Here is a 24,233-nt window from a genome sequence, read left to right on the forward strand (position 1 = left end):
TTTCCTTTTTAACATCAAAAACTAAACCATAAAAGATAAAATTGCCTTTTGATTAAAACTATACTGATTCTTCAATCTTCATCCAATGGTGTTTTATGCCGTGGTAATCGAAAATAGAGATACGTTTTAAACCCACTTTTTCCAGCACGTGAATAGATCCGAAATTGCCAACATCCGCTATGCCGACAATCTCATTCAACTTTAGTTCATTAAAGCCATAGTTTCGCGCTGCAATTGCAGTTTCTGTAGCATAACCCTTTCCCCAAAACCGTTTACTAAACCGGTAACCAAGATCGTAATAATTAATATGGTTATTTGTAGCTTCTTTAATGAATTTTAAGCCCGACCAACCCACAAAATTACCTGTTGTTTTTTCGATAACAGCCCATCTCCCGATGCCATTTTCGGTATACTGTTTTCTGATAAATTCGATTTCTGCGATACTTTGTTCGATTGATTTTACAGGCCCGTTGCCAAGATAAAGATGAACATCGGGGTCAGTGTCCATTTCAAACATGCCCTCAGCATCTGTAGGCAATAATTCGCGTAAAATTAAGCGTTCGGTTTCAGCAAAAATCTTCATTTCTATGATCTTTTTTGATTAAAATTAGCATAAAATATGTAATATATGATGAAATGGGCTTTGCCTTGATCTGTGAAATTAGGGTGAAGCCATTAGCGTTTTGTTCCCGCAGATTTAAGAAGATTTGCGCCGATGGTAGAGAATGTAAAATGTAATGTGGATGATGGAATTAAACTTACATTTAACCCTGCGTGCTTGTGTCTCATCTTCGTGTTCTTTATGGTTAAAAAACTTGTACTTAAACTGCTTTTGCAACTATTGGTTTGACTGGTTTTCTTTTTAAGATCATTGAGGCAACAAATGAAATCAAAATACCTACTGGTAAAATTTCCATATAGGTAAACAATACCACCATTATTGGGTTTTTATATAACTCCTGACCTGAAGCCAATTCTTTAGCTTTGTTGGCAAGTTCTGTCGCAGATGCACCACTTTCTTTGGCTTCTCTTAACGCCTGAGCAACATACCTGTCCATAAAATCAGGAATAAATATATAAAAATCGATCAGCCATACTAAAACATATATACTAGAGGCAATCAAACTGATCAATAACCCGATTTTTAATGCTTTACTAAAGGTAATTGATCCATCGTTGTACTTATCACGATAATTTTTAATTCCTACAAAAATAAAAGAGAAAGCCAATATCATTGAAGCATAGCCAATAAGCATGCTGTGCTCAAGGTTCGGGTCGTTATAACACTTTGATATTGAGATTATCATTAATACTGATACTATTAAGCCGGCAATTAATCCGAATACAATTACATTCTTTTTCATGTCTGATTTTTTTATTGGTTTACAAGACAAAATTGGTTCAATTAATCTTTTTCACCTTCATACTTTAGGGTGATTTTTCTGAAAATCGGCTTATTTAGTACTAAAGTACAATGCGATTAAGCTATGAGGTTGAGTTTTTTAGCGGTTTCTACGGCTTGTGTCCGGCGTTTTACTTCTAGTTTTTCGAAAAGCCTGGCATTGTGTGTTTTAATGGTATTCAACGTAACAAATAACTGCTCTGCAATTTCCTGGTTGCTTAATCCTTCTGACATCAATTTTAAAACTTCTAGTTCTCTTTTGCTGATGTTTAGCTTGGCCAATGCTGTTTCGTTAAGAATGAAATTTTCAGGCTGCTCAATAAAAACCTCTTTTTCGATCAGTATAGTTTTTGGTTTGGTCAATTTTAGGGCCAGCCAAATGCCTAAAGCAGTAAAAATAATGGCGATTGAACCTGCGTAAATTTCAAGGGCATGGTTGATAATAAGAAAACGGAGTTCTAACCACTTCAATAAAAAAAGTAATACCGCGAGGAAAACCCCATATAAGATTATACTTTTATTTTTTGTGAGAAAGTTTGTTGAGCCCGGCATTGGATGATCGTTTAATCAAAAATAGGAAATTTAGTTTTAAGTCGGGAGTGTGCAAGTACAACGGTTAGGTTAAGGAGGAAGAATGGAAGATGGGAAATGTAATAGGGATGATGGAATGGGTTCTGCGGTGATCTGCGAAATCAGCTTAAGCCATTAGCGTTTTGTTCTCGCAGATTTAAGAAGATTGGCACAGATGAAATTAACTTGCATTTAACTCTGTGCGCTCTGTGCCTTTTCTTTTTGCTCTCTGTGGTAAAAAATGAGGGATTAGCATTTAGAGTTAATATCTGATTTTCGGTTAAAAAACTCGTCCAGTATCCCGCAAATCAAATTTTAGATGAAAGCCGTAATTTTTTGCTGATTTTAATAACAGAAAAATAATTAAAGATTTTAAATTAGCGAAAATATATAAATAGCTATACCCATGAAAATTACGCTTTATGCACTATTACTTTCCGTTGTTTTATCTGGCTGCGGAGGCAATTCTGAAAAAACTTTTAAAGCACGCGCATTTGCGGCGAGTGATGATTTTAATGTATTTCCAAAATCAACAAAAGACATATTAACCATTGTAAAAACCGATTCAGGAAAACTAGCCGCTGCCGATCGTTTTGCCATTAAATACAAGGATACTGTCATTACGATTGATGATGCGCCAAATGCTGAAACAAAGAAATTTAAGGTTGCTTCTTTTATCAATACGCAAAAAACAGCCGTATTGGTTCAGAGTGCAAATGAAAAAGATAAAATGGATCCTTTCTATATTGTTTATGTAAATGGCGGAAAAACAGAAGTGGTGAGTTTGAACAAGCCATCAAAAGGTGCTGAAGATAAAAAATATACAAATGGATTAGAGGAATTAACCAGAAGTAACCTGTTGGTGAACAACGATTTCTTTATCACAACAATCAACTCAAGGGTTTACCCGGTGAAGCGTCAAAAAGAAGTTGAGCGCATCCAGGGGAAATTCTTTATGTATTCTAGCGATAAAACTACATTGGCATTTTTAACAGCCAATGCTTTATATCAGGTAAATACGAAAACCGGAGAAACTTTTAACCTACCTTTGCCTGCATCGTTAACCAGTCAGCCCGAAACCTTGGTAGCAAATATTCAAAGAGACTATACTTGGGTACCAAATGAGCACGGAACCTCTTTCTTAAAGAAAAATGCTGATGATGACCGTATTGTAGATATTAAGGAATTTAAACACTAAGATTTTTGAAATTTATTGGTTAGGATTATACTATATCTTAACTCAATTAAACTCATTGTAAATTTGAGGGATGATTTGTTGTATGAAAATCGATATAAATTACTAGAGGTTAGTCGATTTTAAGCATCGTCATTTCGACCGTAGTGGAGAAATCTTTAAATTTGACTTCAATAACATAGTTTAAAGATCTCTCCACTCCGCTGTGCTTCGGTCGAGATGACGATTTTTTATTGGATTCTGTCATTTGAGTCTGTCGCAGAGCTTTTGTTAGTCGAGACAAAATATTCAGATACAATATGACAATACTTTTTGCTTCCCTTTTAATAGATTCCATTTAACCTACACCACCATTGTTCTAAAGGTAAGGTTTACCCTTGGCTGATTTACTTTTTTAGTAGGAGGAAGGCGGTGAAGCCAATTCGTTTGCGTTTCATCTTTCATCACCAACAAACTGCCGTGCTCTAAAAATAAAGTAACCGTTTCTTTGCTCTGCTTGTGTTTAAAAAGAAATCTCCTTTCGGCGCCAAAACTTAAAGATGCAATGGCAGAATTTTTCGCCAACGCTTTTTCATCATCACTGTGGTACGCCATGCCTTCATCTCCGTTATGATATAAATTGAGCAGACAAGAGTTGTAGGTCAGGCCTGTTTGTTCTTCCGAAATTCTTTTGAGTTCAAGCAGTTCTTTTGTCCACGGTAAAGCTGTTTTAGATTTATTAGAATAGGTGTACGAATAGGATTCATTCCCATACCAGGCCACTTTTCTTTTGGTAATAATGTGTTTGCCCATAATAAACGCTTCATCATTTTTCCACTCAATCGTATTCATTAATACATCGAAATAATGATCAGCTTCTTTTTTTGAAAATAATTTTCCGAAATAATTAACCGTCCCACCATGAGGAAGCAGGTTTTGGTTAATAGCTATTGTAGTGTTGAATAAATCCATTCTTTATATGCTGTTTTTAAGCAATGCCCACAGGGACGATAGCCATGTTGAATTGCTTCTTCTTCAGAACGAAAAAATATGCGGTTTTCTTTTTTCATCCGCTTTCCCGATCTACATTTAAGTAGTCCGTAAATTTTCAATCTGGCATTTCCGCCGAAGCAAATATCCTTGTTTTTAAAATGTTTTTTTAATTCTTCAGTTGAAATATCGACATGTTTGATCATGCGTGACTAAACATTGGTTTTTGCTGCTTCCCAACCAATCATGGCTGTTTTCCGGTTCACTCCCCAATGGTAGCCGCCCAAAGCACCGCTTGATTGTATTACCCGGTGGCAGGGAATGAGGAAGGCTACCGGATTATCGCCAATGGCTGTGCCCACCGCTCTGGATGCGTTTGGATTTTGTAATTGTTTGGCAATGTTGCCATAAGTAGCTAATTTGCCCATGGGGATTTTTAACAGCGCTTCCCAAACTTTTAACTGGAAATCCGTCCCTTTTAAATGCAGTTTAATCTGCTGCAGTTTGCTCCAATCGTGACTGAAAATGTATAAAGCATTTTGCTGTTCTTTATCCAATATCTGCTGGTATTGAGCCGCCGGGAACTGGCATTGCAGATTTGCAAAAGCAGTATTTTCATCGTCGTAAAAAGCGATATGGCAGATTCCTTTTGAGGTGCTGGCTACAATAACGTTACCAAACGGACTTTCTGCAAAACTGTAATTGATACAAAGGTTTTCGCCACAGTTTTTATATTCGCCGGGTGTCATGCCTTCAATGTTTACAAAAAGATCATGAAGTCTGCTGGTTCCCGATAAGCCTGTTTCTAGTGCGGTATCGAATAAACTTTGGTTTTCTTTCAGCATTTCTTTAGCATAACCAATGCTAATGTATTGCAAAAAACGTTTAGGGGTAGTGCCAGCCCATTCACTAAATAATCTTTGGAAATGAAAGGGACTGAGGTTTACTTTATTTGCAATTTCTTCTAAACCAGGCTGTGTTTTGAAATTCGCCTTGATATAGCTTATGGCTTCGGCTATCCGGTTAAAATTGATTTCTTCTTGTGCTTTCATGGTCTTGAATAATTTATATCCAAAAGTAGTTTGGAAAGAAACGGCAAACCACCCGAAACTTGCTAAGTTTAGATGGATTTTAAAATGCTGTTTATTGAATTCCGTTGTCAATTAATTTCTTCGCCCTTGCAAGATCGGTATTTCCATTGATGTCAATCTGAAGAAAATAAGGCGTTTGCCATTGTTGGGTTTTCTCTGCCTGTTTATTTGTTACTATATCCCAGGGTGGATAAACCCTAATCCCTCTTTTACCTTCTATTCCTTTTGCAGTAATAATTTTATGTTTTGCCAATATACCTTTTGGAAAAATGAACTGGCCTGAGTGTCCGGCACTATTAGCAGATATTATCAATAGGTCAAATTCATCCTGATCTGTAAATGGAGTAGTAATTCCAGCTTCATCCCGCTTCCATATGGTTACAAATTGCCCCGTCTTGGTTGGGGTGATTTTAGAAAGGCGGTGTTTAATTTTTAGTCCGTTTAACTCAAAAGTGCAAGCTGCGTATTCCTGACTTTCATTTTCAATTTGCAGATTGTTTATTTGATAATCAAGCGGGCTATAAACCAAATCGGATGCGGTTAGTAATATAGATGATAGCCGGTTTGTGAGATTTTCTTTTATAAGCATAACAATTGTAGAGAAATCTATTTATAACTAAGCTTATTGCTCTTCAATGATAGATTGTCCTTTCGATTGATCTCCGGATGTCCACTGCCAGGTTTCATGGAGTCTGATTTTGCCATTGGCTAATTGCTCCGGCTTTGAATTGCAGATTCCAGTCATTAATTCTCCTTGTTTATTTACCTGATGGTAGCGCATTTCGATATTGCCATTTTCATCTACCAAGCCAATCAAATGGCCAAAAATAATCTTTCCACCCTCATATTCTGCTGTCAGGATATTTCCTGCTTGTTTATATCTAAAAATGGTTTCATTTGATGTTTCTCCATTTTCTGTATTATTTACCGGTTTAAAAAGCTTGTTATTATAGTTTATCATATTTGATAAAACTAATCATCTCCATTAGAATAAAAAAATCACAGGCCTGGCTTCCGCAAATTTTAGGTGTTTATAGAGTAAACCGAAGCATTTTAATGAGGCTAACCTAACCTAAGCTTTCTTCTCTTTTTACCAGCAGATAGTTATCATCATTTAGCGTTAAATAACCGTATTCATAACAGAAAATATAGGTGTTCCCATTGTGGGTTTCATAACAATAGGTGTGATATTCAAAATTAAAGCCTGCTGAAACCAGCTTTTTACCAGTAGTCTTTGTTTTTCCATTTGGATTAAGCGCAACAAGGATAGCACGATTCTTTTTTAGAATGTTATTTACCCTTTTAATCACGAGGTTATCCTCAATCTTTAAACGATTGTTGTAATTGCTGCGGCAAGAATCATCGCAGTATTTTTTATCGGCCCTTCCTCTAATCAGGGTTCCGCAGTCTAAACATAAACGTTCCATAATAATTTCTTTTTTATTATGGGATGATGTTCTAATTTATAAAATAAAAGTGGTGAATGAAAAAAAATAAAACATCGTATTGAAGGTTCGGGGGTATATTATCCGTGTATAAACGTTTATAAACGACTATAAATGTTTACAATCCGACTAATTTTTGGTGCAGTTTGCAATTTTGTCCTGTCGGTTATCGAGGTGATGACTGTTCGTTAAACATTTAGAAACTTAAAATTTAAAGATCATGGAAAGTGCAACTAACAAAGTAGTATTGAGCGGATTTGCAGGAGCAGATGCAGAGATTAAAACTTTTGGAACTCAAAAATTGGCAAAGGTTAACCTGGCCATAAACGAAACCTATAGAAATTCTGATGGTGAGGAAGTAAAAAGAGTACAATGGTTTAATTTAATTTTCTGGAATGCAAAAGCCGAGCTTGCCGAAGCTCAGGTTAAAAAGGGTACAGGCTTAACTGTAGAAGGCAGGTTACAAACAAGAGTTTATGATGGTACAGACGGTAAAAAGCGCTATGCAATAGAAATAGTAGTTAATGATGTGACCATCAGGGAAAGAGAAAAACAAGAAGCTTTTTAGCTTATAGCATAATCGCATCATATAGATGTTCAATTTATATGATGCGATTTAAAGATTACAATTGAATAGAGAGGCCTGTATAAAAATTAATTCCCGCGGCTGGGTTAAAATACCTTCCATTGGCTGCGTTTAAGTCGTTGCCTAAACTGTATTTCACGTTGAGCAGATTGTTTACCCCCATAAATAGATCTAGATGAATTTTGTTGACGCTTAAATTTTTGATGCCGAATTTGCTTTCAACCAAATGATATCTTTTCGCAAAAACGGTATTGTTATCGTTTAAGGGGATTGAAGAGGTATAATTGTGTTGCACAAAAAGGTAAAATGACTTCGGAAAATTAAACTCCAAACTATTCACTAAAATGCTTTCCGGAACTCCGGTAAGTTTATTGCCGCTAAAATTAATTGTGCCGTTTACAAAATTTTCAAATCTAAAGTGGCTAAAAGTATAATTACTTCTCCATTGTAAACCTGTTAAAAAAGAGGAATTATTTCTGATGATCCAAAGGATAGTTTCCAGTTCAATTCCTTGCTGTTTGGTTCCCCCGGCATTGATAAAATACTCGGTATCGTTTTGATTTAACCTTCTAACAATAGCATCCTTCAAGCGGTAAGTGAATAAGTTTCCGGCAGCGTAAAAACGGTTATTTTTGGTTTTATAACGCAGGCCCAATTCATAATTCCAGCCTAGCTCTGCCTGTAAGTCATTATTGATATTGTTATCCGAAGACCTTACTTCTGCAATGGTTGGTGGCGAATAACCTTTACTGATTGATGCCCTGGCCGAAAAATCAGAAGTGATGAGATAAGATAATGCTGCCTTTGGCATAAACTGGGCATCGAATTTTCTTTGTTTTGAGGAAATAACGACAGGGAAATAACTCTCGTAATTATACCTGTAGAAATTTAAACTCGAAGCAAGTTCGATCAGGAATTTATTGAGGATATCGAAGTTTAACCTCAAATAAGCAAAATCCTGACTGGCTTTTAAGCGGTCTGAAGCTTGCATTGCGGTAGCCTCTCCTCCGTTATTATTGAAATTGTTGATCTGGCTTTTTGTGGCTGAACTTTCTAACCCGATCTGAGCGTTAAATTTGAAATTTTCTTTTGTCTGCGCGTACTCTAAAAATGTTCTTAAGCCAAATGTACTTTCATAGCGCTGTTCGTAATTGGTAATGAAAGGATTTTTGAAATCGGTATAAGAGGTGAATAAAGCAATCACGTGTTTTAACCGTTGGCTGATCTGATAGGAGTTAGCTATTCCTCCGTAAATAGTTTTATTGTAAATGGCAGCTTGCTGTGAAATGGCTCCTGGTAATGTTGATGTTGCGGGGCGGGCCAGTTTAGGGCTTAGGTCTAATTGTGCAGCTGTTAAGCCACCTGGAGTTTCGTAATTTAAATCGCTATAAAAAGCAAAAGCCTTTAAACTACCGGCATTGCTATAATTCCATTGCTGCAAAGTTTGAAAATATTTTCTGTCCATTGCACTGTTTTGTCGATAGCCATCACTTCGCTGATAGCCTTCGCTAAAACTGAAACTGTACTTTTTATATTGCTGTTTGATCGATGCGGTTTGATGGAAGAGACCATATGAACCGCCAGTCGCTGAAACACTAATTTCATTATTGTTTATGGTTGGGGGAGTAATTAAAATGGCACCACCTGTATTTGCACCAAAAATATTGGCTTCCGGCCCCTTATAAATTTCCATCATACCTACTGCAGAAACATCTAAAGCATTTAGGTAGGTATTTCCACCAGCATCAGTTAAGGGGAAATCATCGATGTAAATTTTAATATTTCGAATGCCAAAAGGAGACCGGAGTAAACTGCCACGGAGCGATAAACGATAGCTACCAGGCGAACGTTCTTCCATCCGTACCCCAGGTACAGTGTTTAACATGCTCACTAATGAACTGCTCGGTTGGTTTTTTATTAAGCTACTATCTATAACATTTACAGCCGATACTGATCTTATTAAGGTTTGGTTGTTATAATAGCCCTTAACGGTAACATCTTCGAGTTTTTTGATCGAGTCAGGTTTAAGCGTCTGCGCTAAGCTGGTAAAAAAAAATAAGGTAAACAGTAAGGTAAAGTTCGATTTCAAAATGGAAAGAGATTATTAGTTTAGCCACAAACCGGCAGATAAATTTACTACATATTCTGCTAGTCTGTGGCTGATGATAAATTATTTTGCAGCTACCTTCCAGATCACACCGCTAACATCGTCTGCAACCAGTAAAGCACCATCAGGCGTTAGGGTAACTCCAACCGGACGACCATAAACTTCAGCCTTATCTTGGTCGGCAATAAAACCAGTTAAAAAATCTTCAGGTTTTCCGGTTAGTTTGCCGTCTTTAAAGGGTACGAATGCTACTTTATAGCCAGAAATTGCCGACCTGTTCCATGAGCCATGTTGACCAATAAATGCACCTCCCTGATATTTTTCCGGAAATTTGTTGCCTTTATAAAAAGCCAATCCTAAAGAAGCCGTATGTGCACCAACCGCAACATCAGGAGCGATGGCTTTTTTAACCATTTCAGGATTTTTGCCTTTTAATCGGGGATCTTCATTCTGGCCAAAATATGAGTATGGCCAACCATAAAAAGCACCTTGTTTAACACTCGTAATGTAATCAGGAACCAGGTCGTCGCCTAGTCCATCCCGCTCGTTAACGGCTGTCCAAAGGATATTTGTAGATGGTGCCCAATCAATTCCAACGGGGTTTCGCAAACCACTGGCATAAATCTTTTCACCGGTCCCGTCTGGATTAATTTCTAAGATATTGGCTCTTCTTACCTCATTTTCCATTCCGTTTTCGCCAACATTACTGCCGGATCCAACAGTGATATAAATCTTGCTTTTATCGGCATTGGTAATGAGGTTTCTCGTCCAGTGGTTATTATAGCCTCCTGCCGGAAGGCTCAGGATTTTTTTACCTGTTGCAGTTATTTTGGTGTCACCTGTTTTATAAGGATATTGCCACAAACCATCAGTATTGGCTACATAAAATGAATTGCCAATAATCAGAATGCCGAAGGGTTGGTTCAGGCCATTTAAAAAGGTGGTAACCATTTCGGGTTTACCATCTTTATTTTCATCGCGGTACAGTAGAATGGTATTGGCACTTTTTCCTGGTACTTCTGATTTTGCCTTGCCTGTTACCGTATTAGCAACTGCTTCTACGGCACTTCTTTCTGAGTTGGAAAGTGCTACCAATACATCACCATTGGGCGCTATGTAGGTATTGCGTGGGCTTTTAATGTTCGCTGCAAATTTAGTTACCACAAAGCCTTCTGGTGCAACAGGGGTTTTTCCATCTGGCCAGCCAATTACCTTGCTGAATTTATTTTTAGCAGCATTGGTATCCGGAGCTGGCAAATTTACCGCCCCGGTTTTGGTTGTTATGGTGGTATCTTCTCCCTGTTTTTGTGAATTCGAACTGGATTGGCATCCAAAAAGGACGGCAGTAGAAAGCATTGATGCGTAAAAAATCTTGTTTTTCATGTTAACCGGTTTTTTGATTAAGAATTTATCTGAAAAATTATAACATCAAAAACGACGAGAAGTTTTTAGCTCTGGTATAATTGCCACAAGGCTAAAATAATAAAAGGAAAGCACCCGAGAGCACCTTCCTGGAGAGCGCATGTTATTTTTCCCTGTTTAATGCCATAATAATAACAAGGAAGTACTTTTATATTCCTTTAAATTGAGTTTTTGATTGATCTATAAAATCAGATCAGGAAATGATATAATTTGAGCTTGTGGGAGTGGAGTAAAGGAATTTGATCATAAAATTTTCCGGCGTTAATTTGAAAACCATTAATTAGAACTAAATTACAGTATTACACCTAATTTTTTAGTTAAATTTTGTTAAATCGTTTTTAACGCTAGGTTGATTTTTCCTGGTCTTTATTTAACATTGAGTTAATTTCATACTTCTCGTCCTCTCTAAAAATAAGGCCCCAAAATCTTTCTGAAGATCAAATAGCTTTTGCTCGTTCATAAGGCTTTGACTTTTAGGTATTCAGCCTTGCCACTAACGCTTTGGGTCTTGCGTTTAATTTTATGCGATATAACAGATTGAAGTTGGATTCTCCCTCCAATTTTGGCAAACCACTTGTTAGTGGCAGGTATTCTCGTATTTAGTTATAACACTAAGAAAAGAATTAAATAAATTCCGGTACAGTATTTACTCTAAAATTTGTAAGTATGACTATTGTGTTTGTTTGACAAATAATATATCAGATTTACAGTGAAATATTTGTTGTGTTTTATTCCAAAAGAATTCGGTATTAAGCCTATCTAGATCGATTGTAATAGTGTCTAAATGCTCATTTATTTTTTGTCTTAAAAAAACAATATTTCTCTTTAATTTCCAGCTGTTTGAAATGTCTGTTTCATCAGTTAGTACAAGAAAGAATCTATTTGATGCATCAAATCTTGCTTCACCTTGATTTTCATAAAACCAAATTTTTAATTCCTCAGGGTTAGCTTCAGCTTCTGAAATAATTTCCCTTTTTTGTAATTTTAATTCTGCAATAAATTGTTTTGCTTCATCTCTTTGGTCCTCATTAACTTTATTATATAGGTGAAGCTTCAGTGCTCTGTCCTTTAAATCATTAGGAATAAGTATATTCAATTTGCGGCATATTTGTTTCAATTTGGTTATCTCATTTCCATATCCTCTAATTCGTAATTTTTCAATAAGCAATTGTTCAGGGAAATAGGTCACCTTTAAATCAAACGGGATATTCTGGATAAAAAAATCAATTTTCTTTACTAACCCAACAGTAGGCAATACATTTGGATGATCCTTAAATAAATCCTCTATAAGTATTGATGTCCAATGATTATACCATGAATTTAAAGTATATCCCTTTAGGCTTGTGAGTATGCTTCCCTCGATCTCTTCACTGATTCTATCAAAAGATTGTATCTTTTTTACATAATTATCAACAATATTTTTTTCAAGACTATTGCCAAAAGACCCGCCCCAATCAAAATGTTGTAATCGACTTAATTGATCAACTAAATGTTCCTCGTTTTGAAGTCTACCAAGTCTTTCCTCTTGATATTTCTGATTAATGAATGCATTTATATGTTCATCTGTAATATTAGCAAGCTCAAAGATATGAGGGAAATATTGTCGTGATTGAAGTGTAGATATATCAATGTTGTGGACTGTACAAAATTCTTTCATAGCTTTACTACGAGACATACTTCTTAGTTTTAAAAACCTTGTACCTCGGTTATCCTTTTCTATACTTAGAAAATCATCTTTTCTGAAAAAATCATCCAGTTGCGCAAAACTCAAGTTTGTCATTTAATATCCATTTATTGCTATTGTCAAAACCGAAATTCTTAATTAAAATATCTAACAAATCTATATTTCCTATAATAAATTTTTTAGTGAAAATAATTTTCATAATTCTCAAAAATATTTCGTTTGTATCAAGAGGTTCTTGATACAACCAGCTTTCAATCTCATTTTTAAAAAGCTTTTCAGTTTGTGCTTCTGTAAGAATTATTGAATTCATACTTGGAGATTTTTCTAGTGTGATTAAAACATCACCTTTTATACTTTTCGCGCGATTTATCTGCCGAGGAGTAAACGATTTTTGAACTAACCAATCAAAATCCACTAGTTCAAAACCATTTTCTATGCACGCATTAGTGATGGCTTTCCATTCTAACCCAGACAATGAATGGTAAGTTAAAGAAAAATGGCCTCCTGATTTTAATACTCTTCTAATTTCTGAAAAAGCTTCATTAATTTCTGATTCAAATTTGGCGGTATTCTTGTTTCTAGATTTACTATCTGATATTACAATCTCTTCTTCATAATTTGGAGAAAATTTTAGCCATGAGTTCCAAATTATGCTTTGTTCAAAATATGGAACAGCATCGCCGTAAGGAGGATCCGTAAAAACATAATCTATTGATTCACTTGGTATTTTTAAACTTTTAGCATCATATTTAGTAACTTCATATTGACTATTTGCTTTAGTGAAAAGATGGTTTTCAAAATAACTTAAAAAATCCTTTTTTCCTTTTAATATTTTATTAAATCTATTTTCAAAATATTGGAGAACATTATTCTCCAAATAAGTATCTCCAATATAAAACCCAGTCATCCATGCCCCTTGAGACATATCACCTCTAGTCTTTATAGGAGGAACTAACTTTGAACAATTAGCAAGGTTAGCTGTAAAAGCTAGCTTGAATAAATCCCTTTCATTTCCAGAAGACTTTCTTTCAATTAATGCGAGAAGCCTAGCATGACAGGCTAACGTTCTTTTGGTGAATAAATCAGCAACTGTCATTCCTTTTTTGGCAGAAATTCTTGAGTTTTCAATCAATTTCACTGTTGGATACCAATCTTCAATTTTTTGCTCCTCTTCATACTTAAGATAATTTTCGATTTGGCTTTGCGTGAAAGTAATTTCTTGTGTTTTATTATTTTCAGTAGACTTGTACTTTGCTTTTACAGGAACATCTTTGTTATTTCTAAGAACATTAATAAGCTGGATTTCATTTGCTCCTAGTTTAAATTTAAACCATTCATTTACATACGAGCTAAATTCATTTTTTATTTCTACCCATTCCATTTCAAGTTTATTTAAATCAATTTCCTTTGTTAGCAATTGATTATTGATGAAATTTGCAATAGGGTTTAAGTCATTTGAGATAATGTTTCTATTTAACAAAAAAGCTTCACAACAGAATACACCATAGCCAGAGAACGGATCAAGAACTGTATCGCCTTCAACCGTAAACTTTTCTATTAAATCTTTTAAGTCATTAGATGGCTTTTTACCCCAGTACTTATGCATCTCATATCTATCTCTCTTCTGTTTTTCAGCCATCTTTATTCTTCTTATTAAATAAATTAAAATTAGCCCATCTAAACTAGTGAATAGGTAATTTTAATTTTATGCAATATAGTAGGTTAAGATGATTTTTTGAAACTTTAATTTTTAGATATTGAACCATACAATCTCTAGGTATATTGTAACATTGTGATTGCTTTTTAAATGATTTTATCTGTTTATCTTCAACTATTTAATTATTTATTTGCATTTTTTGCCACGCTTTTAAACTTTGGTTCCATTTAACATCAGTCAGTCTTTTATACGGCATTAAATCTGCGCTCTTTTCAAAAGAAACAGCAGTTCTATTTTGTTTTTTGTTCACAACTACTGCAGCATACCATATAAATTTTTCTTCATTTATCATTTCTCCCTCTGTTTTATCAGTAAAATTTTATCGTTTTCAAGGGGGAGGTATTCATATTCATAAACAAAAAATATAGATTACTATTTTTGGGTTGAAAAAGTATGTATTCGAATAGATTTAAACTTTTTCTAATCAGCTGATCACGTTTAATTAAGTTTTGCTTTCTGCATTTTATTCTTCAAAATCTTCCAATTCTTTTTGTAATCTGGATAATTTGCTTGATATACGAATAATCGTTGATTTTGATCTGTTAATAACAAATACCAATCAGTTTTTAAGTGGTACATTGTTTCAAAATATTTTTTTTGATCGGTATTGGGAAATTTTACTTATCGTAGATTATTTTACCAGGTTTTCCTGTAATTTTTTCTCGATGTCTTTAGCATTTAGTAACAATGCAGAGAATTGTGGATCGGATTTCACCAATAAGAATTTCCCATTAGGAAGCACAATGGCTGAAGTACCGCAGGTGGTTACCTCGTTAAATAATAATTTTTTTAGAAAACCGGAATCGGTTTCTATTTCCAAACCTTTGGATTTAACCGGGCTGAAACTTTTTCCTTCCTCCCGGTATTGGTAAATGGCAACATTTGATCTGGCCTCGGCTTTTTCCTGAATGTTTTTTTGAAAGGTCCATCTTACATTATTCAGGAATTCTGCGTTCTGGTATCTAAGGTCTCTCCAGCAGTCGTCTTTATTGAAATCGTATTTAATAATGATGGTGTCTTTTAAAGCAAGCCTTTCATTTTGTTTTAAGAAAGTATGCAGCGAATCGATCTGGGCTTCGGTTAATGTGCCCGCCTGATAACGTTTTTCTTCATTAATATAAAGTTTTGGGGAACAGGCATATAGAAAAATGGAAAGAAAGATAAAGGTAAATAACTGAGATTTGATTTTAGAGATAGGTTTCATTTTTGTGAGCATTAATGTCGAATTTCCTGATCAGATTTAGATTTCCTGATCAGGAGAATTCTTAAAAATAAATTTAAAACTAAAAATTTATTAGACAATACTTTTCAGTAGAAATTTCGTCATTTCGACTGAAGCGCAGCGAAATGGAGAAATCTACCTCTATAGATATCTCGCAGGCGGGAACCTTAAAGCTTATTGCATTAAGATTATTCACAAGTTTCCCTTGTTTCAAAGGCATTCATGAGCACTTCGTGGTTCCCAATCGTGTTGGGAATGACGCCCCTCGCAGTATGTCAATTCTCTAAAATCCAACTGTCATCCATGTATTTTTATGAAATAAATTGAAACTCAGCATTGACGATACCTTAAATCAATCAGCTACATTGGAGTTTCAACTCAACCTTTCAAAATCTTCACTTTCTCCGCATCAAATTCTTCCTGCGATAAAATTCCGGCGTCTAATAACTCTTTTAAATCTAACAAGGCCTGTTTTTTTGCAGCTATATCATTTTTTGGAGCTTCAGCAGTGTTTTCTGTTGATGCTGTGCTTGCAGTCTGAACACTTGAATTAGCCGCAGGGCCGTATTTCAATAGCAGTTCGGTGATTTCATTAAAGCCTTTAATATTCGAATAATCAATTGCCTTTTGCTCTTTCACATTCACAATGGAGGGATCTGCAGATTGTTCTAGTAAAAATTTAACCACATCTTTTTTACCGTTTGCTGCGGCATAATGTAAAGCTGTGTTTCCGCTTTCATCCTGAATATTCACATTAGCACCTTTTTCTAATAATAACTTTAACATGCTTAAATGCCCGCTTTTGGCCGCAACATGCAGCATGCTCTCACCACCATAATTATAATTATTATCGAAAGAGAAACTGGCCGAAATGGAAATGTTATTGGCGGTTTCTACCCACTCAAGGTACGAATACATTGAATCATCATTACCTGAAAGTGGTTTGGCATAATTTACATCCACACCATTGGCCAAAAACAAATCGACAATTTCTTTCTGGTTATTGGCACAGGCATACCAGATTGGCGATAATCCATTTTTTGAAGAGACAAATACATCTGCTCCTTTTTCTACCAGGATTTTGGTGAGCATCCGGTTGGCATCATAACAGGCAAGCAATAGTGCCGATTCGCCATCGTGGTTAACATGGTTGATGTTTGCACCTTTATCGAGGATCAATTCAACCATCGGTGTATTTTTAGATTTAACTGCAAAAATTACCGGCGAATCTCCATGTTTATTTGTTGTATTGATGTTGGCGCCAAATTCCAGTAGTTTCTGAACCACTTCTTTATTTCTCCAGGCAGATGCGATGAGTAGGGGAGTTTCTGCTTCGTTATTTTCACTGTCAACATCCAGGCCTTTATCAAGCAGCTTTTCCAAAACCTCAATCTGCCCGTTTTGAGCAGTTAAATGCAGCAGACTATTACCTTTAAGGTCTTTGATATCGACCCTTGCACCTTTATTTAACAGATATAGCGCCGTTTGTTTCTGTTTTTGAAGGCAGGCAAAATAAAAGGGTGTTTCGCCATCATGGTCCTCATAGTCTAAATCTGCACCGCGGTCGATTAAAATTTTTACCAGGTCTAAATATCCATGATGTGCAGCGTAGTGCAGTGCTGTTCGGCCTTTTTCATCCGTATAACCTACTTCTACTTCATTATTGGCCAATAAAAGTTCAGCTATTTTCCGTTTGCCGCTTTCGCATGCAATTATAAATGACATCGACATATATTAAGATTGTTTCATGAGCAGTTCAACAGTTTTTATTTTCAGGTTATCATCCGAGGCCAGCATTAAAGCCGTTTGGTCCTTATCGTTGCTTAAAGTAATATCTGCTCCGTTTTCGATCAGGAGTTTCACTTTACGATAGGTTTCTTTTGCCTTTTCAGCTTCGTGATTTACGTTATAGGCGCAAACTTTATGTAACAGGGTATTTCCCTGATCATCCGTTCTGTTGATATCTACCTGTCCACTTTCCAGTACTGCTTCTAAAATATTGGCCTGTTTTTCAGCAATTACATCTAATGGAGTTTTATTTGCGCTGTACCAGGTACTGTTTTGATATAAATCGGCACCATCGTCAATCAGTTTTTTAAGGAAGTTGATGCTACTTTCACTATTCGACATCATGCGTACATATTCGAAGAGCAAAGTTTCTCCTTTTTTACTTATCTGATCAAATGCCGGGGAGTCAAAAGTGCGGAGCGTGTCGTAAATGTTTTCACTTTGCGCATGTGCCACTGCATAAAAGAAAGCTGAATTTCCCTCCTGGTCAGTCTGGTTTGGATCTGCACCATTTTCAAGCAAGTGTGCGATTAAATTTTTCTTGTTAAATTTTATTGCGGTAATTAAAGGCGTTTCCTGTACAATATTGCCTTCGTTAATATCAACGCCTTCATTAACAAGAATATCGATATATCCTTTGAGTAATTCGCTGGTCTGCTCGTCGTTCAGATTGTATCTGCGGAAATTGCTTTTTACTACCTGATGGATGTAGTTTTCTTCGGCATTGTTTTTAAAATTAGTCGTGCATCCGGCATCGATACAGGCTTTTATTACGCCTAAACCAACTCCATTTTCGAAGAGATAGCTCAATAAAGTTTTTGCATTTACTTCATCGTTCAGGTTATCAAATTGTCCAATAAATTCGTTGAAGAAAGCAATGTCTTCATCTTCGTTCCCCAAATTGCGTACGATACTCTGAAAAATACTTTTATCAAAATTGTCGAATTCATAAACATCGGTTTCGATGGTTTTATCCTTCACCATCATGTTTAGGATTTCGTATTGTTTTTCTTTGATGAGGTTGTCGAAAATTGATGATTTCTGATGATCCTGGAGGTTTTTGGAGAGTTTTTCGCCGTTTTGCATTAAGCTTTTGGCTTCGTCAAATTTTCGGACATTTAACTGTTGATCTAAGGTAGTTTCGGTCATTTCAATTAAAAATTTTAAAATAGATAGATATATTTGCTTCACGCTACAAAAGTTTAGCCAAATAATTTGCGTGATCTAAAACTATCGGGAATGTTGCAGTGAATCAGAATGATAAAGAATGTCTTGTTAGTCGCTTATTTTTTGGAAAGCAATTGAAGTGTTCTATAGGTTAATTGCTTCCTGCTCTACCTGCTGCCATGAAAAATGGCATTCGTTCGATCAGGTTTAGTTGGGTAGTTTTCTGCTACTATGCTAATTTTCCGTGCCACAGTCCTAAGTTTCTAGCCCTGATCGGAGCGGGCATCCCGATTTTTCCATCGGGATAAAGCGGAGAGCAGGACTACCTTTAAAAATAGCGAACGACATTGCGCTCAAAGAATAACTGGCAAGCTTAATATAATATTGATAGTTTGTTTATTTTCAGGAAAGCAATTTTAGTATTGCATAGGTTAATTTCTTCCTGCTCTACCTTCTGCCACGAAAAATGGCATTCGTTCGATCAGGTTTAGTTTGGCTCTTCTCTGCTACTATGCCGGTTTTCCGTGTCAAAGGCCTAAGTTTCTAGCCCTGATCGGAGCGAGCATTCCGATTTTTTCCATCGGGATAAAGCGGAGAGCAGGACTAACTTTAAATATGGAGAATGACATTGCGCTCCAAAACAAAATTTAGTCATTAATGTTTTACTTGTCATCTGCAAAATAACGGTACATCCAAACCAGAAATAACATTGCGATGTTCCTTAATTCATTCGATTATTTTATCTTTAGGCGATTTTAAAAAGATCGGTTTACAAAGCCATAAACCGATCGGATCATTAAATAAATAAGCAAAATCAATATAACATGTCAAATACATCAAAAATTATCTACACCAAAACCGATGAGGCGCCAATGTTGGCTACTTATTCACTTTTACCTATCGTACAAGCTTTTACCGCATCAGCAGGTATTGATGTAGAAACCAGAGATATTTCTTTAGCAGGAAGAATTTTGGCCAACTTTCCGGAGTATTTAAAAGACGATCAAAAAATTGGTGATGCACTGGGAGAACTTGGTGCTTTGGCTACCACCCCAGAGGCAAACATCATCAAATTACCAAATATTTCTGCTTCTATCCCACAATTGGTAGGCGCAATTACTGAGCTTCAGGCGCAGGGCTTTACTATTCCAAATTACCCTGATAATGCGCAGAGCGATGAAGAAAAAGCGATTAAAGCTAAATATGCAAAAGTTTTAGGTTCGGCTGTAAACCCGGTTTTACGTGAAGGTAACTCTGACCGTAGGGCGCCTAAAGCAGTTAAAAACTACGCTAAACAAAACCCACACTCAATGGGTAAATGGTCTGCAGATTCGAAAACCAAAGTGGTAAGCATGACTGAAGGCGATTTTTATGGTTCGGAGAAATCTACAACTGTTGCTGAAGCAAGTCAGTTTAAAATAGAATTTGTAGCTGCAGATGGTGCGGTAACTGAATTAAAAGGTTTATCACCATTAAAAGCAGGAGAAGTGATTGATAGTTCTGCATTGAGCTTATCGGCATTGAAAACTTTTGTAGCTAAAGAAATTGCTGAAGCTAAAGCTGAAGGCGTTTTATTATCAGTGCACTTAAAAGCAACGATGATGAAGGTTTCCGATCCGATCATGTTCGGTGCCATTGTTGAAGTTTATTTCGCAGATGTTTTTGCTAAATATGCTGATCTTTTCAAAGAACTTAACATTGATACAAGAAATGGTTTAGGAGATGTATATGCAAAAATTGCTGGCAACCTGAAACAGGCAGAAGTTGAAGCCGCTTTGGCACAGGCCATCGAAAATGGTCCGGCTTTAGCCATGGTAAACTCTGATAAAGGAATTACCAACCTGCACGTACCATCGGATGTGATTGTTGATGCTTCTATGCCGGCAATGATCCGCACTTCTGGACAAATGTGGAACAAAGAAGGTAAACCTCAGGATACCATTGCGTTAATTCCAGACCGTTGTTATGCTGGTGTTTATACTGCAACTATTGATGACTGTAAAGCAAACGGTGCTTTTGATGTAACCACCATCGGTTCAGTACCAAATGTTGGTTTAATGGCTCAAAAAGCTGAAGAATATGGTTCACACGATAAAACGTTCCAAGCTACCGGAGCAGGAATTATCCGTGTTACCGATGCAGATGGCAAAGTTTTTTTCGATCAGAAAGTAGAAAAAGGCGATATCTTCCGCATGTGCCAAACTAAGGATGCACCCATTCAGGATTGGGTAAAATTAGCGGTAAACAGGGCACGTTTATCAGAAACTCCAGCTGTTTTCTGGTTAGATGATCAAAGAGCGCACGACAGAGAAATCATTACTAAAGTAAATACTTACCTAAAAGACCACGATACTGCAGGTTTAGATATCCGTATTTTGGCTCCGATTGAAGCGACTAAGTTTACTTTAGAGCGTATCCGCAAAGGTTTAGATACCATTTCGGTTACCGGTAACGTATTACGTGATTATTTAACCGATTTATTCCCGATTTTAGAGTTGGGAACTTCAGCGAAAATGCTTTCTATCGTTCCATTAATGAATGGTGGCGGTTTATTCGAAACGGGTGCTGGTGGTTCTGCTCCAAAACATATTGAGCAGTTTATCGAAGAAGGTTATTTACGTTGGGATTCGCTTGGTGAGTTTTTAGCACTTCAGGCTTCTTTAGAGCATTTATCTCAAACTCAAAACAATGCAAAAGCGCAGGTATTGGCGGATGCTTTGGATGAGGCTAACGCTAAATTTTTGGCAACAGATAAATCGCCAGGCAGAAAATTAGGAACGATCGATAACCGTGGTTCTCACTTCTATTTAGCCTTATATTGGGCTGAGGCGTTAGCGGCTCAGAGCAAAGATGCTGATCTGAAAGCCAGATTTGCACCATTGGCTAAAACTTTGTTAGAAAATGAAGCCAAAATCAATGAGGAATTGATCGGTTCGCAAGGTAAGCCTCAAAACATTGGCGGTTACTACAATCCTAACGATGAATTGGCAAGCAAAGCCATGCGCCCAAGTGAAACATTAAATACCTCTTTGGCTAGTTTATAAGCTGAGTTGTCAACTTTAATATGCTTCTAGCATGGAAGTTGACAATTCTTGAAATATTTAGCGTCCTGATTTAAAAATTGGGGCGCTTTTTTATGAGTTGTCAACTTTAATGTGCTCCTGTTACGGAAGCTGACAACTCTTTAATACCCATTTCTGTCTTTACGACACTATCTATTGGAGAATGGGTCTATTACTTCAGGCGATCTTGAGCCTCTATTAACCGACAGTTACAAATCACATTTTCCATGCGTGAGGATTTGCTTGTATAGCCCGACGCTTGCGCAGCTTGGAGCACGCCCAGATAATAACAAAATTCTTTTACTAAAGAAAAACCTTATCTACACGGCTTTGTTATAACACTATAAATTAAAGGAGACCCACACCATGGCAATTAACGAAAATAAAGGATCGCAGGATAAAATACATAGCACCACAGAAAATAGCGAAATCAACAAAGAAAATTTATCTTACGATAAAAATAAAGAGAGTTACGAACTCGATGTAAAGGGGACTGACAGCGAATATGATCACCCGATGGGATATGAAACTGTAGCTGCCGGTGCAAAAGATGATGATTCTACTTACGATGAGGCTAACCCTTATATTGGTGATGAATATGCCAGAGATGAAGATATAGCAAACGATGAGCTGGAAGAATTGGGAATGCATGTAGATAACGGAGAAAGTGTTAAACTAAGTCCTGAAGATGAAATTCTTGCCCGTACACCAGAGGATAACCGCGATGATTTAGACGAAGAAGGTTACCCAATTAATGATGAGAAAGAAAAATAGTCAGGAGATCACGTTGGTAAGATACTGATTTGACGAAACAACCATAAATAGAAAAGCAGGGTTATACTAAAAGTGTGATCCTGCTTTTTGCTTTGGTTAAAAAACTATTCATATTTACGGATTAATATCTAAATTAAACCTCCGGCGTAATTCGTCCAGCTTTGGATTTTTGTTTACGAGATAATCGTACTTTTCGCGATTTCCGTAGAGCCTGTTTTCTATCTTGCGCTCCATTAACTTATAAGTAACCTCAACACCAAAGTTTCTAAGCTCGTTCCGTAAAAAATTTAAAAGTTCAACAGACTCTTGTTGTACAAGATGCTCCTGCGTTTTACTCTCTACCGAAATCTCGATTAGCTGAGGACTTAAAAGTGTAGGGGCAAAATTGTTTAAGATGGTAAAAAGATTAATCCGGTCAGTGGCTTTCATCTTTTGGGTAAAGGCATTCCATACCTCCAGTAAACGGTCGTAACTGAATGGTTCTCTGGCATCGCCGGTAACTTTTTTGGGTCCATCATCATCATCTCCCTGGGCTACACGTTCCAAATCATTTAACGAAGGGATGAGTGTACTGATTGCGTTTGTCTTTGGAATATTGATGCTGATGGAAGTGGTAGATGGTGGTGGACCAACCCGTGGACTTTCCTTTGGCTTTTCTGTTACTGGTATATTAGGTGAAACAGGAGCATTAACAACAGGTGCTGCAGCTTGGGCCGTATTTTCAACCTCAACTTTAGGCTTTGGGCTTTCAGCTGGCTCAGCTACGACATTAGTTTTTTTTTTATCCTGATCTACGTCAGTTGCTGTGTTATTAGGGCTTAAAGGCTGTTGAGCTAGATTGACGACCGACCTGATATGGCACATCTTAATCAGTGCCAACTCTACCTGCAAACGCTGGTTTTTAGAATTCTTGTAATTCAGATCGCAGGTATTGGCCAAATTTAATGCCGTTAATAAAAACGATAATTCTGTTTGCCTGCACTGATCAAGGTACTTTTGTTTGATATTTTCACTCACCTCCAACAATTTAATGGTAGCGGCATCTTTACCTACTAATAGGTTCCGGAAGTGACTGGCCAAACCATTGATAAAGTTGTTGCCATCAAAACCATTGTTTAGAATTTCATCGAACAGGAGCAGGGTTTGGCTAACTTCTGCAGCGGTTAGGTAAGAAGTAAGTTTGAAAAAGTAATCGTAATCTAAAATGTTAAGGTTGTCGATTACTGCTTTATAGGTAATGTTCTTATTGGCATAACTGGCAATCTGATCAAACATTGAAAGCGCATCACGCAAACCACCATCTGCTTTTTGAGCAATAATGTGTAAACCATCACTTTCGAAAGCAATATTTTCGCGTTGGGCAATGGTTGACAGGTGGCTGGCAATATCTTCGACCTGGATACGGTTGAAATCAAAAATCTGGCAACGCGATAAAATAGTCGGCAGGATTTTATGTTTTTCGGTAGTGGCCAGGATAAAAATAGCATAAGAAGGCGGTTCTTCCAATGTTTTCAGAAATGCATTGAATGCACTCTGCGATAACATGTGAACCTCATCAATGATATAGATCTTATATTTTCCCGCTTGCGGCGGTATACGAACCTGCTCAATTAAGCTACGGATATCATCAACTGAGTTGTTTGAAGCCGCATCTAATTCGTGAACATTAAAGGAATGTCCGTTCTGAAAAGAAAGACAATTGTCGCATTGACCACAAGCTTCCATATCTGCTGTAGGGTTGGTACAGTTAATGGTTTTAGCAAGGATACGTGCGCAGGTTGTTTTACCCACTCCACGAGGTCCGCAAAATAAAAATGCCTGGGCAAGCTGATTGTTTTTAATGGCGTTTTTTAACGTACCGGTAATATGCTGCTGGCCAACAACGGTTTCGAAGGTGGCTGGGCGGTATTTACGGGCAGAAACGATAAAATTTTCCATCGGCACGAAAATAGGAAAAATTTAGGTGTTGTAAGATTGAAAAGTTGGAATGTGGAAAAGTTGAAATACTGAAATGATTTGTAAAAGATTGCGT

General features: G+C 36.6%; 22 protein-coding genes. 4 read left to right on the plus strand and 18 right to left on the minus strand.

Annotated elements, in window-relative coordinates; all coding sequences use genetic code 11:
- Positions 1-58: 58 nt before the first annotated feature.
- The 3 genes from BCL90_RS02435 to BCL90_RS02445 form a co-directional block, all read right to left on the minus strand.
- Positions 59-583, minus strand: coding sequence for a GNAT family N-acetyltransferase (locus tag BCL90_RS02435; RefSeq protein WP_121282368.1), 525 nt, complete (start codon positions 581-583; stop codon positions 59-61).
- 238 nt (positions 584-821) lie between these two features.
- Positions 822-1,364, minus strand: a complete 543-nt coding sequence (locus BCL90_RS02440; protein ID WP_121282370.1) for a DUF4199 domain-containing protein — start codon at positions 1,362-1,364, stop codon at positions 822-824.
- A gap of 116 nt (positions 1,365-1,480) precedes the next feature.
- Complete coding sequence (locus tag BCL90_RS02445) at positions 1,481-1,954, minus strand: response regulator transcription factor (protein ID WP_121282372.1); 474 nt, start codon at positions 1,952-1,954, stop codon at positions 1,481-1,483.
- A gap of 424 nt (positions 1,955-2,378) precedes the next feature.
- On the opposite strand from BCL90_RS02445, the gene BCL90_RS02450 reads away from it, so the two are divergent.
- The gene (locus tag BCL90_RS02450) at positions 2,379-3,170 is read left to right on the plus strand and encodes a hypothetical protein (protein ID WP_121282374.1); all 792 of its coding nucleotides are present in this window, start codon (positions 2,379-2,381) and stop codon (positions 3,168-3,170) included.
- Positions 3,171-3,509: 339 nt separating this feature from the next.
- Here the strand turns inward: BCL90_RS02450 and BCL90_RS02460 are convergent, their stop codons facing one another.
- The 6 genes from BCL90_RS02460 to BCL90_RS02485 form a co-directional block, all read right to left on the minus strand.
- A complete protein-coding gene (locus BCL90_RS02460; protein WP_121282377.1) occupies positions 3,510-4,118 on the minus strand; it encodes an alpha-ketoglutarate-dependent dioxygenase AlkB family protein in 609 nt (202 codons plus the stop codon).
- On the minus strand, positions 4,094-4,342 hold the full coding sequence (locus BCL90_RS26090) for an Ada metal-binding domain-containing protein (protein WP_121282380.1): 249 nt from the start codon (positions 4,340-4,342) through the stop codon (positions 4,094-4,096). Before BCL90_RS26090 ends, BCL90_RS02460 begins: the two co-directional genes overlap by 25 nt.
- A 6-nt stretch (positions 4,343-4,348) precedes the next feature.
- Positions 4,349-5,188, minus strand: a complete 840-nt coding sequence (locus BCL90_RS02470) for a bifunctional helix-turn-helix domain-containing protein/methylated-DNA--[protein]-cysteine S-methyltransferase (RefSeq protein ID WP_121283431.1) — start codon at positions 5,186-5,188, stop codon at positions 4,349-4,351.
- A gap of 91 nt (positions 5,189-5,279) precedes the next feature.
- Positions 5,280-5,816, minus strand: a complete 537-nt coding sequence (locus BCL90_RS02475; protein ID WP_121282381.1) for a MepB family protein — start codon at positions 5,814-5,816, stop codon at positions 5,280-5,282.
- 33 nt (positions 5,817-5,849) lie between these two features.
- Positions 5,850-6,188 carry a n-acetylglutamate synthase gene (locus tag BCL90_RS02480; protein ID WP_121282383.1) on the minus strand — a complete coding sequence of 113 codons (339 nt, stop codon included), beginning with the start codon at positions 6,186-6,188 and terminating at the stop codon, positions 5,850-5,852.
- 106 nt (positions 6,189-6,294) lie between these two features.
- The gene (locus BCL90_RS02485; RefSeq protein ID WP_121282386.1) at positions 6,295-6,654 is read right to left on the minus strand and encodes a hypothetical protein; all 360 of its coding nucleotides are present in this window, start codon (positions 6,652-6,654) and stop codon (positions 6,295-6,297) included.
- A gap of 238 nt (positions 6,655-6,892) precedes the next feature.
- Here BCL90_RS02485 and BCL90_RS02490 point away from each other — a divergent pair, with 238 nt between their 5' ends.
- Entirely contained in the window at positions 6,893-7,240 is a 348-nt protein-coding gene (locus BCL90_RS02490) for a single-stranded DNA-binding protein (RefSeq protein WP_121282388.1), read from the plus strand.
- A gap of 55 nt (positions 7,241-7,295) precedes the next feature.
- On the opposite strand, the gene BCL90_RS02495 is transcribed toward BCL90_RS02490, so the two are convergent.
- The 8 genes from BCL90_RS02495 to BCL90_RS02525 all read right to left on the minus strand — a co-directional run bounded on the left by BCL90_RS02495 (position 7,296) and on the right by BCL90_RS02525 (position 18,389).
- Positions 7,296-9,347 carry a TonB-dependent receptor gene (locus BCL90_RS02495; RefSeq protein WP_121282391.1) on the minus strand — a complete coding sequence of 684 codons (2,052 nt, stop codon included), beginning with the start codon at positions 9,345-9,347 and terminating at the stop codon, positions 7,296-7,298.
- Positions 9,348-9,428: 81 nt separating this feature from the next.
- Positions 9,429-10,748, minus strand: coding sequence for a PQQ-dependent sugar dehydrogenase (locus BCL90_RS02500; protein ID WP_121282393.1), 1,320 nt, complete (start codon positions 10,746-10,748; stop codon positions 9,429-9,431).
- Positions 10,749-11,457: 709 nt separating this feature from the next.
- Positions 11,458-12,567: a hypothetical protein gene (locus tag BCL90_RS02505; protein ID WP_121282395.1), complete on the minus strand. Its 1,110-nt coding sequence runs from the start codon at positions 12,565-12,567 to the stop codon at positions 11,458-11,460.
- Complete coding sequence (locus tag BCL90_RS02510; RefSeq protein WP_121282396.1) at positions 12,536-14,110, minus strand: DNA methyltransferase; 1,575 nt, start codon at positions 14,108-14,110, stop codon at positions 12,536-12,538. Before BCL90_RS02510 ends, BCL90_RS02505 begins: the two co-directional genes overlap by 32 nt.
- A 196-nt stretch (positions 14,111-14,306) precedes the next feature.
- Positions 14,307-14,480, minus strand: a complete 174-nt coding sequence (locus BCL90_RS25555; protein WP_166792160.1) for a hypothetical protein — start codon at positions 14,478-14,480, stop codon at positions 14,307-14,309.
- A 339-nt stretch (positions 14,481-14,819) separates the two neighbouring features.
- Positions 14,820-15,392, minus strand: coding sequence for a hypothetical protein (locus tag BCL90_RS02515; protein ID WP_121282397.1), 573 nt, complete (start codon positions 15,390-15,392; stop codon positions 14,820-14,822).
- Between the two features lie 396 nt (positions 15,393-15,788).
- The gene (locus tag BCL90_RS02520; RefSeq protein WP_244095042.1) at positions 15,789-17,135 is read right to left on the minus strand and encodes an ankyrin repeat domain-containing protein; all 1,347 of its coding nucleotides are present in this window, start codon (positions 17,133-17,135) and stop codon (positions 15,789-15,791) included.
- 9 nt (positions 17,136-17,144) lie between these two features.
- Entirely contained in the window at positions 17,145-18,389 is a 1,245-nt protein-coding gene (locus tag BCL90_RS02525; RefSeq protein WP_208529833.1) for an ankyrin repeat domain-containing protein, read from the minus strand.
- 800 nt (positions 18,390-19,189) lie between these two features.
- Here BCL90_RS02525 and BCL90_RS02530 point away from each other — a divergent pair.
- On the plus strand, positions 19,190-21,409 hold the full coding sequence (locus BCL90_RS02530; RefSeq protein WP_121282402.1) for an NADP-dependent isocitrate dehydrogenase: 2,220 nt from the start codon (positions 19,190-19,192) through the stop codon (positions 21,407-21,409).
- A 384-nt stretch (positions 21,410-21,793) separates the two neighbouring features.
- Positions 21,794-22,201, plus strand: a complete 408-nt coding sequence (locus tag BCL90_RS02535) for a hypothetical protein (RefSeq protein WP_121282405.1) — start codon at positions 21,794-21,796, stop codon at positions 22,199-22,201.
- Between the two features lie 114 nt (positions 22,202-22,315).
- Here BCL90_RS02535 and BCL90_RS02540 read toward each other — a convergent pair whose 3' ends face one another.
- On the minus strand, positions 22,316-24,139 hold the full coding sequence (locus BCL90_RS02540) for a DNA polymerase III subunit gamma/tau (RefSeq protein WP_121282407.1): 1,824 nt from the start codon (positions 24,137-24,139) through the stop codon (positions 22,316-22,318).
- Positions 24,140-24,233: the final 94 nt, after the last annotated feature.

The organism is Pedobacter alluvionis, from assembly GCF_003664035.1.
In the GTDB taxonomy this organism is placed as follows: Bacteria; Bacteroidota; Bacteroidia; order Sphingobacteriales; family Sphingobacteriaceae; genus Pedobacter; species Pedobacter alluvionis.

Excerpts from the sequence above, each read along its gene's own strand:
- BCL90_RS02540 (WP_121282407.1), bottom strand. The coding sequence starts at position 24,139 with ATGGAAAATTTTATCGTTTCTGCCCGTAAATACCGCCCAGCCACCTTC.
- BCL90_RS02500 (WP_121282393.1), bottom strand. The coding sequence starts at position 10,748 with ATGAAAAACAAGATTTTTTACGCATCAATGCTTTCTACTGCCGTCCTT.
- BCL90_RS02450 (WP_121282374.1), top strand. The coding sequence starts at position 2,379 with ATGAAAATTACGCTTTATGCACTATTACTTTCCGTTGTTTTATCTGGC.
- BCL90_RS02505 (WP_121282395.1), bottom strand. The coding sequence starts at position 12,567 with ATGACAAACTTGAGTTTTGCGCAACTGGATGATTTTTTCAGAAAAGAT.
- BCL90_RS02480 (WP_121282383.1), bottom strand. The coding sequence starts at position 6,188 with ATGATAAACTATAATAACAAGCTTTTTAAACCGGTAAATAATACAGAA.
- BCL90_RS02535 (WP_121282405.1), top strand. The coding sequence starts at position 21,794 with ATGGCAATTAACGAAAATAAAGGATCGCAGGATAAAATACATAGCACC.
- BCL90_RS02435 (WP_121282368.1), bottom strand. The coding sequence starts at position 583 with ATGAAGATTTTTGCTGAAACCGAACGCTTAATTTTACGCGAATTATTG.
- BCL90_RS02470 (WP_121283431.1), bottom strand. The coding sequence starts at position 5,188 with ATGAAAGCACAAGAAGAAATCAATTTTAACCGGATAGCCGAAGCCATA.
- BCL90_RS02475 (WP_121282381.1), bottom strand. The coding sequence starts at position 5,816 with ATGCTTATAAAAGAAAATCTCACAAACCGGCTATCATCTATATTACTA.
- BCL90_RS02460 (WP_121282377.1), bottom strand. The coding sequence starts at position 4,118 with ATGGATTTATTCAACACTACAATAGCTATTAACCAAAACCTGCTTCCT.
- BCL90_RS02490 (WP_121282388.1), top strand. The coding sequence starts at position 6,893 with ATGGAAAGTGCAACTAACAAAGTAGTATTGAGCGGATTTGCAGGAGCA.
- BCL90_RS25555 (WP_166792160.1), bottom strand. The coding sequence starts at position 14,480 with ATGATAAATGAAGAAAAATTTATATGGTATGCTGCAGTAGTTGTGAAC.
- BCL90_RS26090 (WP_121282380.1), bottom strand. The coding sequence starts at position 4,342 with ATGATCAAACATGTCGATATTTCAACTGAAGAATTAAAAAAACATTTT.
- BCL90_RS02510 (WP_121282396.1), bottom strand. The coding sequence starts at position 14,110 with ATGGCTGAAAAACAGAAGAGAGATAGATATGAGATGCATAAGTACTGG.
- BCL90_RS02515 (WP_121282397.1), bottom strand. The coding sequence starts at position 15,392 with ATGAAACCTATCTCTAAAATCAAATCTCAGTTATTTACCTTTATCTTT.
- BCL90_RS02485 (WP_121282386.1), bottom strand. The coding sequence starts at position 6,654 with ATGGAACGTTTATGTTTAGACTGCGGAACCCTGATTAGAGGAAGGGCC.
- BCL90_RS02520 (WP_244095042.1), bottom strand. The coding sequence starts at position 17,135 with ATGTCATTTATAATTGCATGCGAAAGCGGCAAACGGAAAATAGCTGAA.
- BCL90_RS02530 (WP_121282402.1), top strand. The coding sequence starts at position 19,190 with ATGTCAAATACATCAAAAATTATCTACACCAAAACCGATGAGGCGCCA.
- BCL90_RS02445 (WP_121282372.1), bottom strand. The coding sequence starts at position 1,954 with ATGCCGGGCTCAACAAACTTTCTCACAAAAAATAAAAGTATAATCTTA.
- BCL90_RS02440 (WP_121282370.1), bottom strand. The coding sequence starts at position 1,364 with ATGAAAAAGAATGTAATTGTATTCGGATTAATTGCCGGCTTAATAGTA.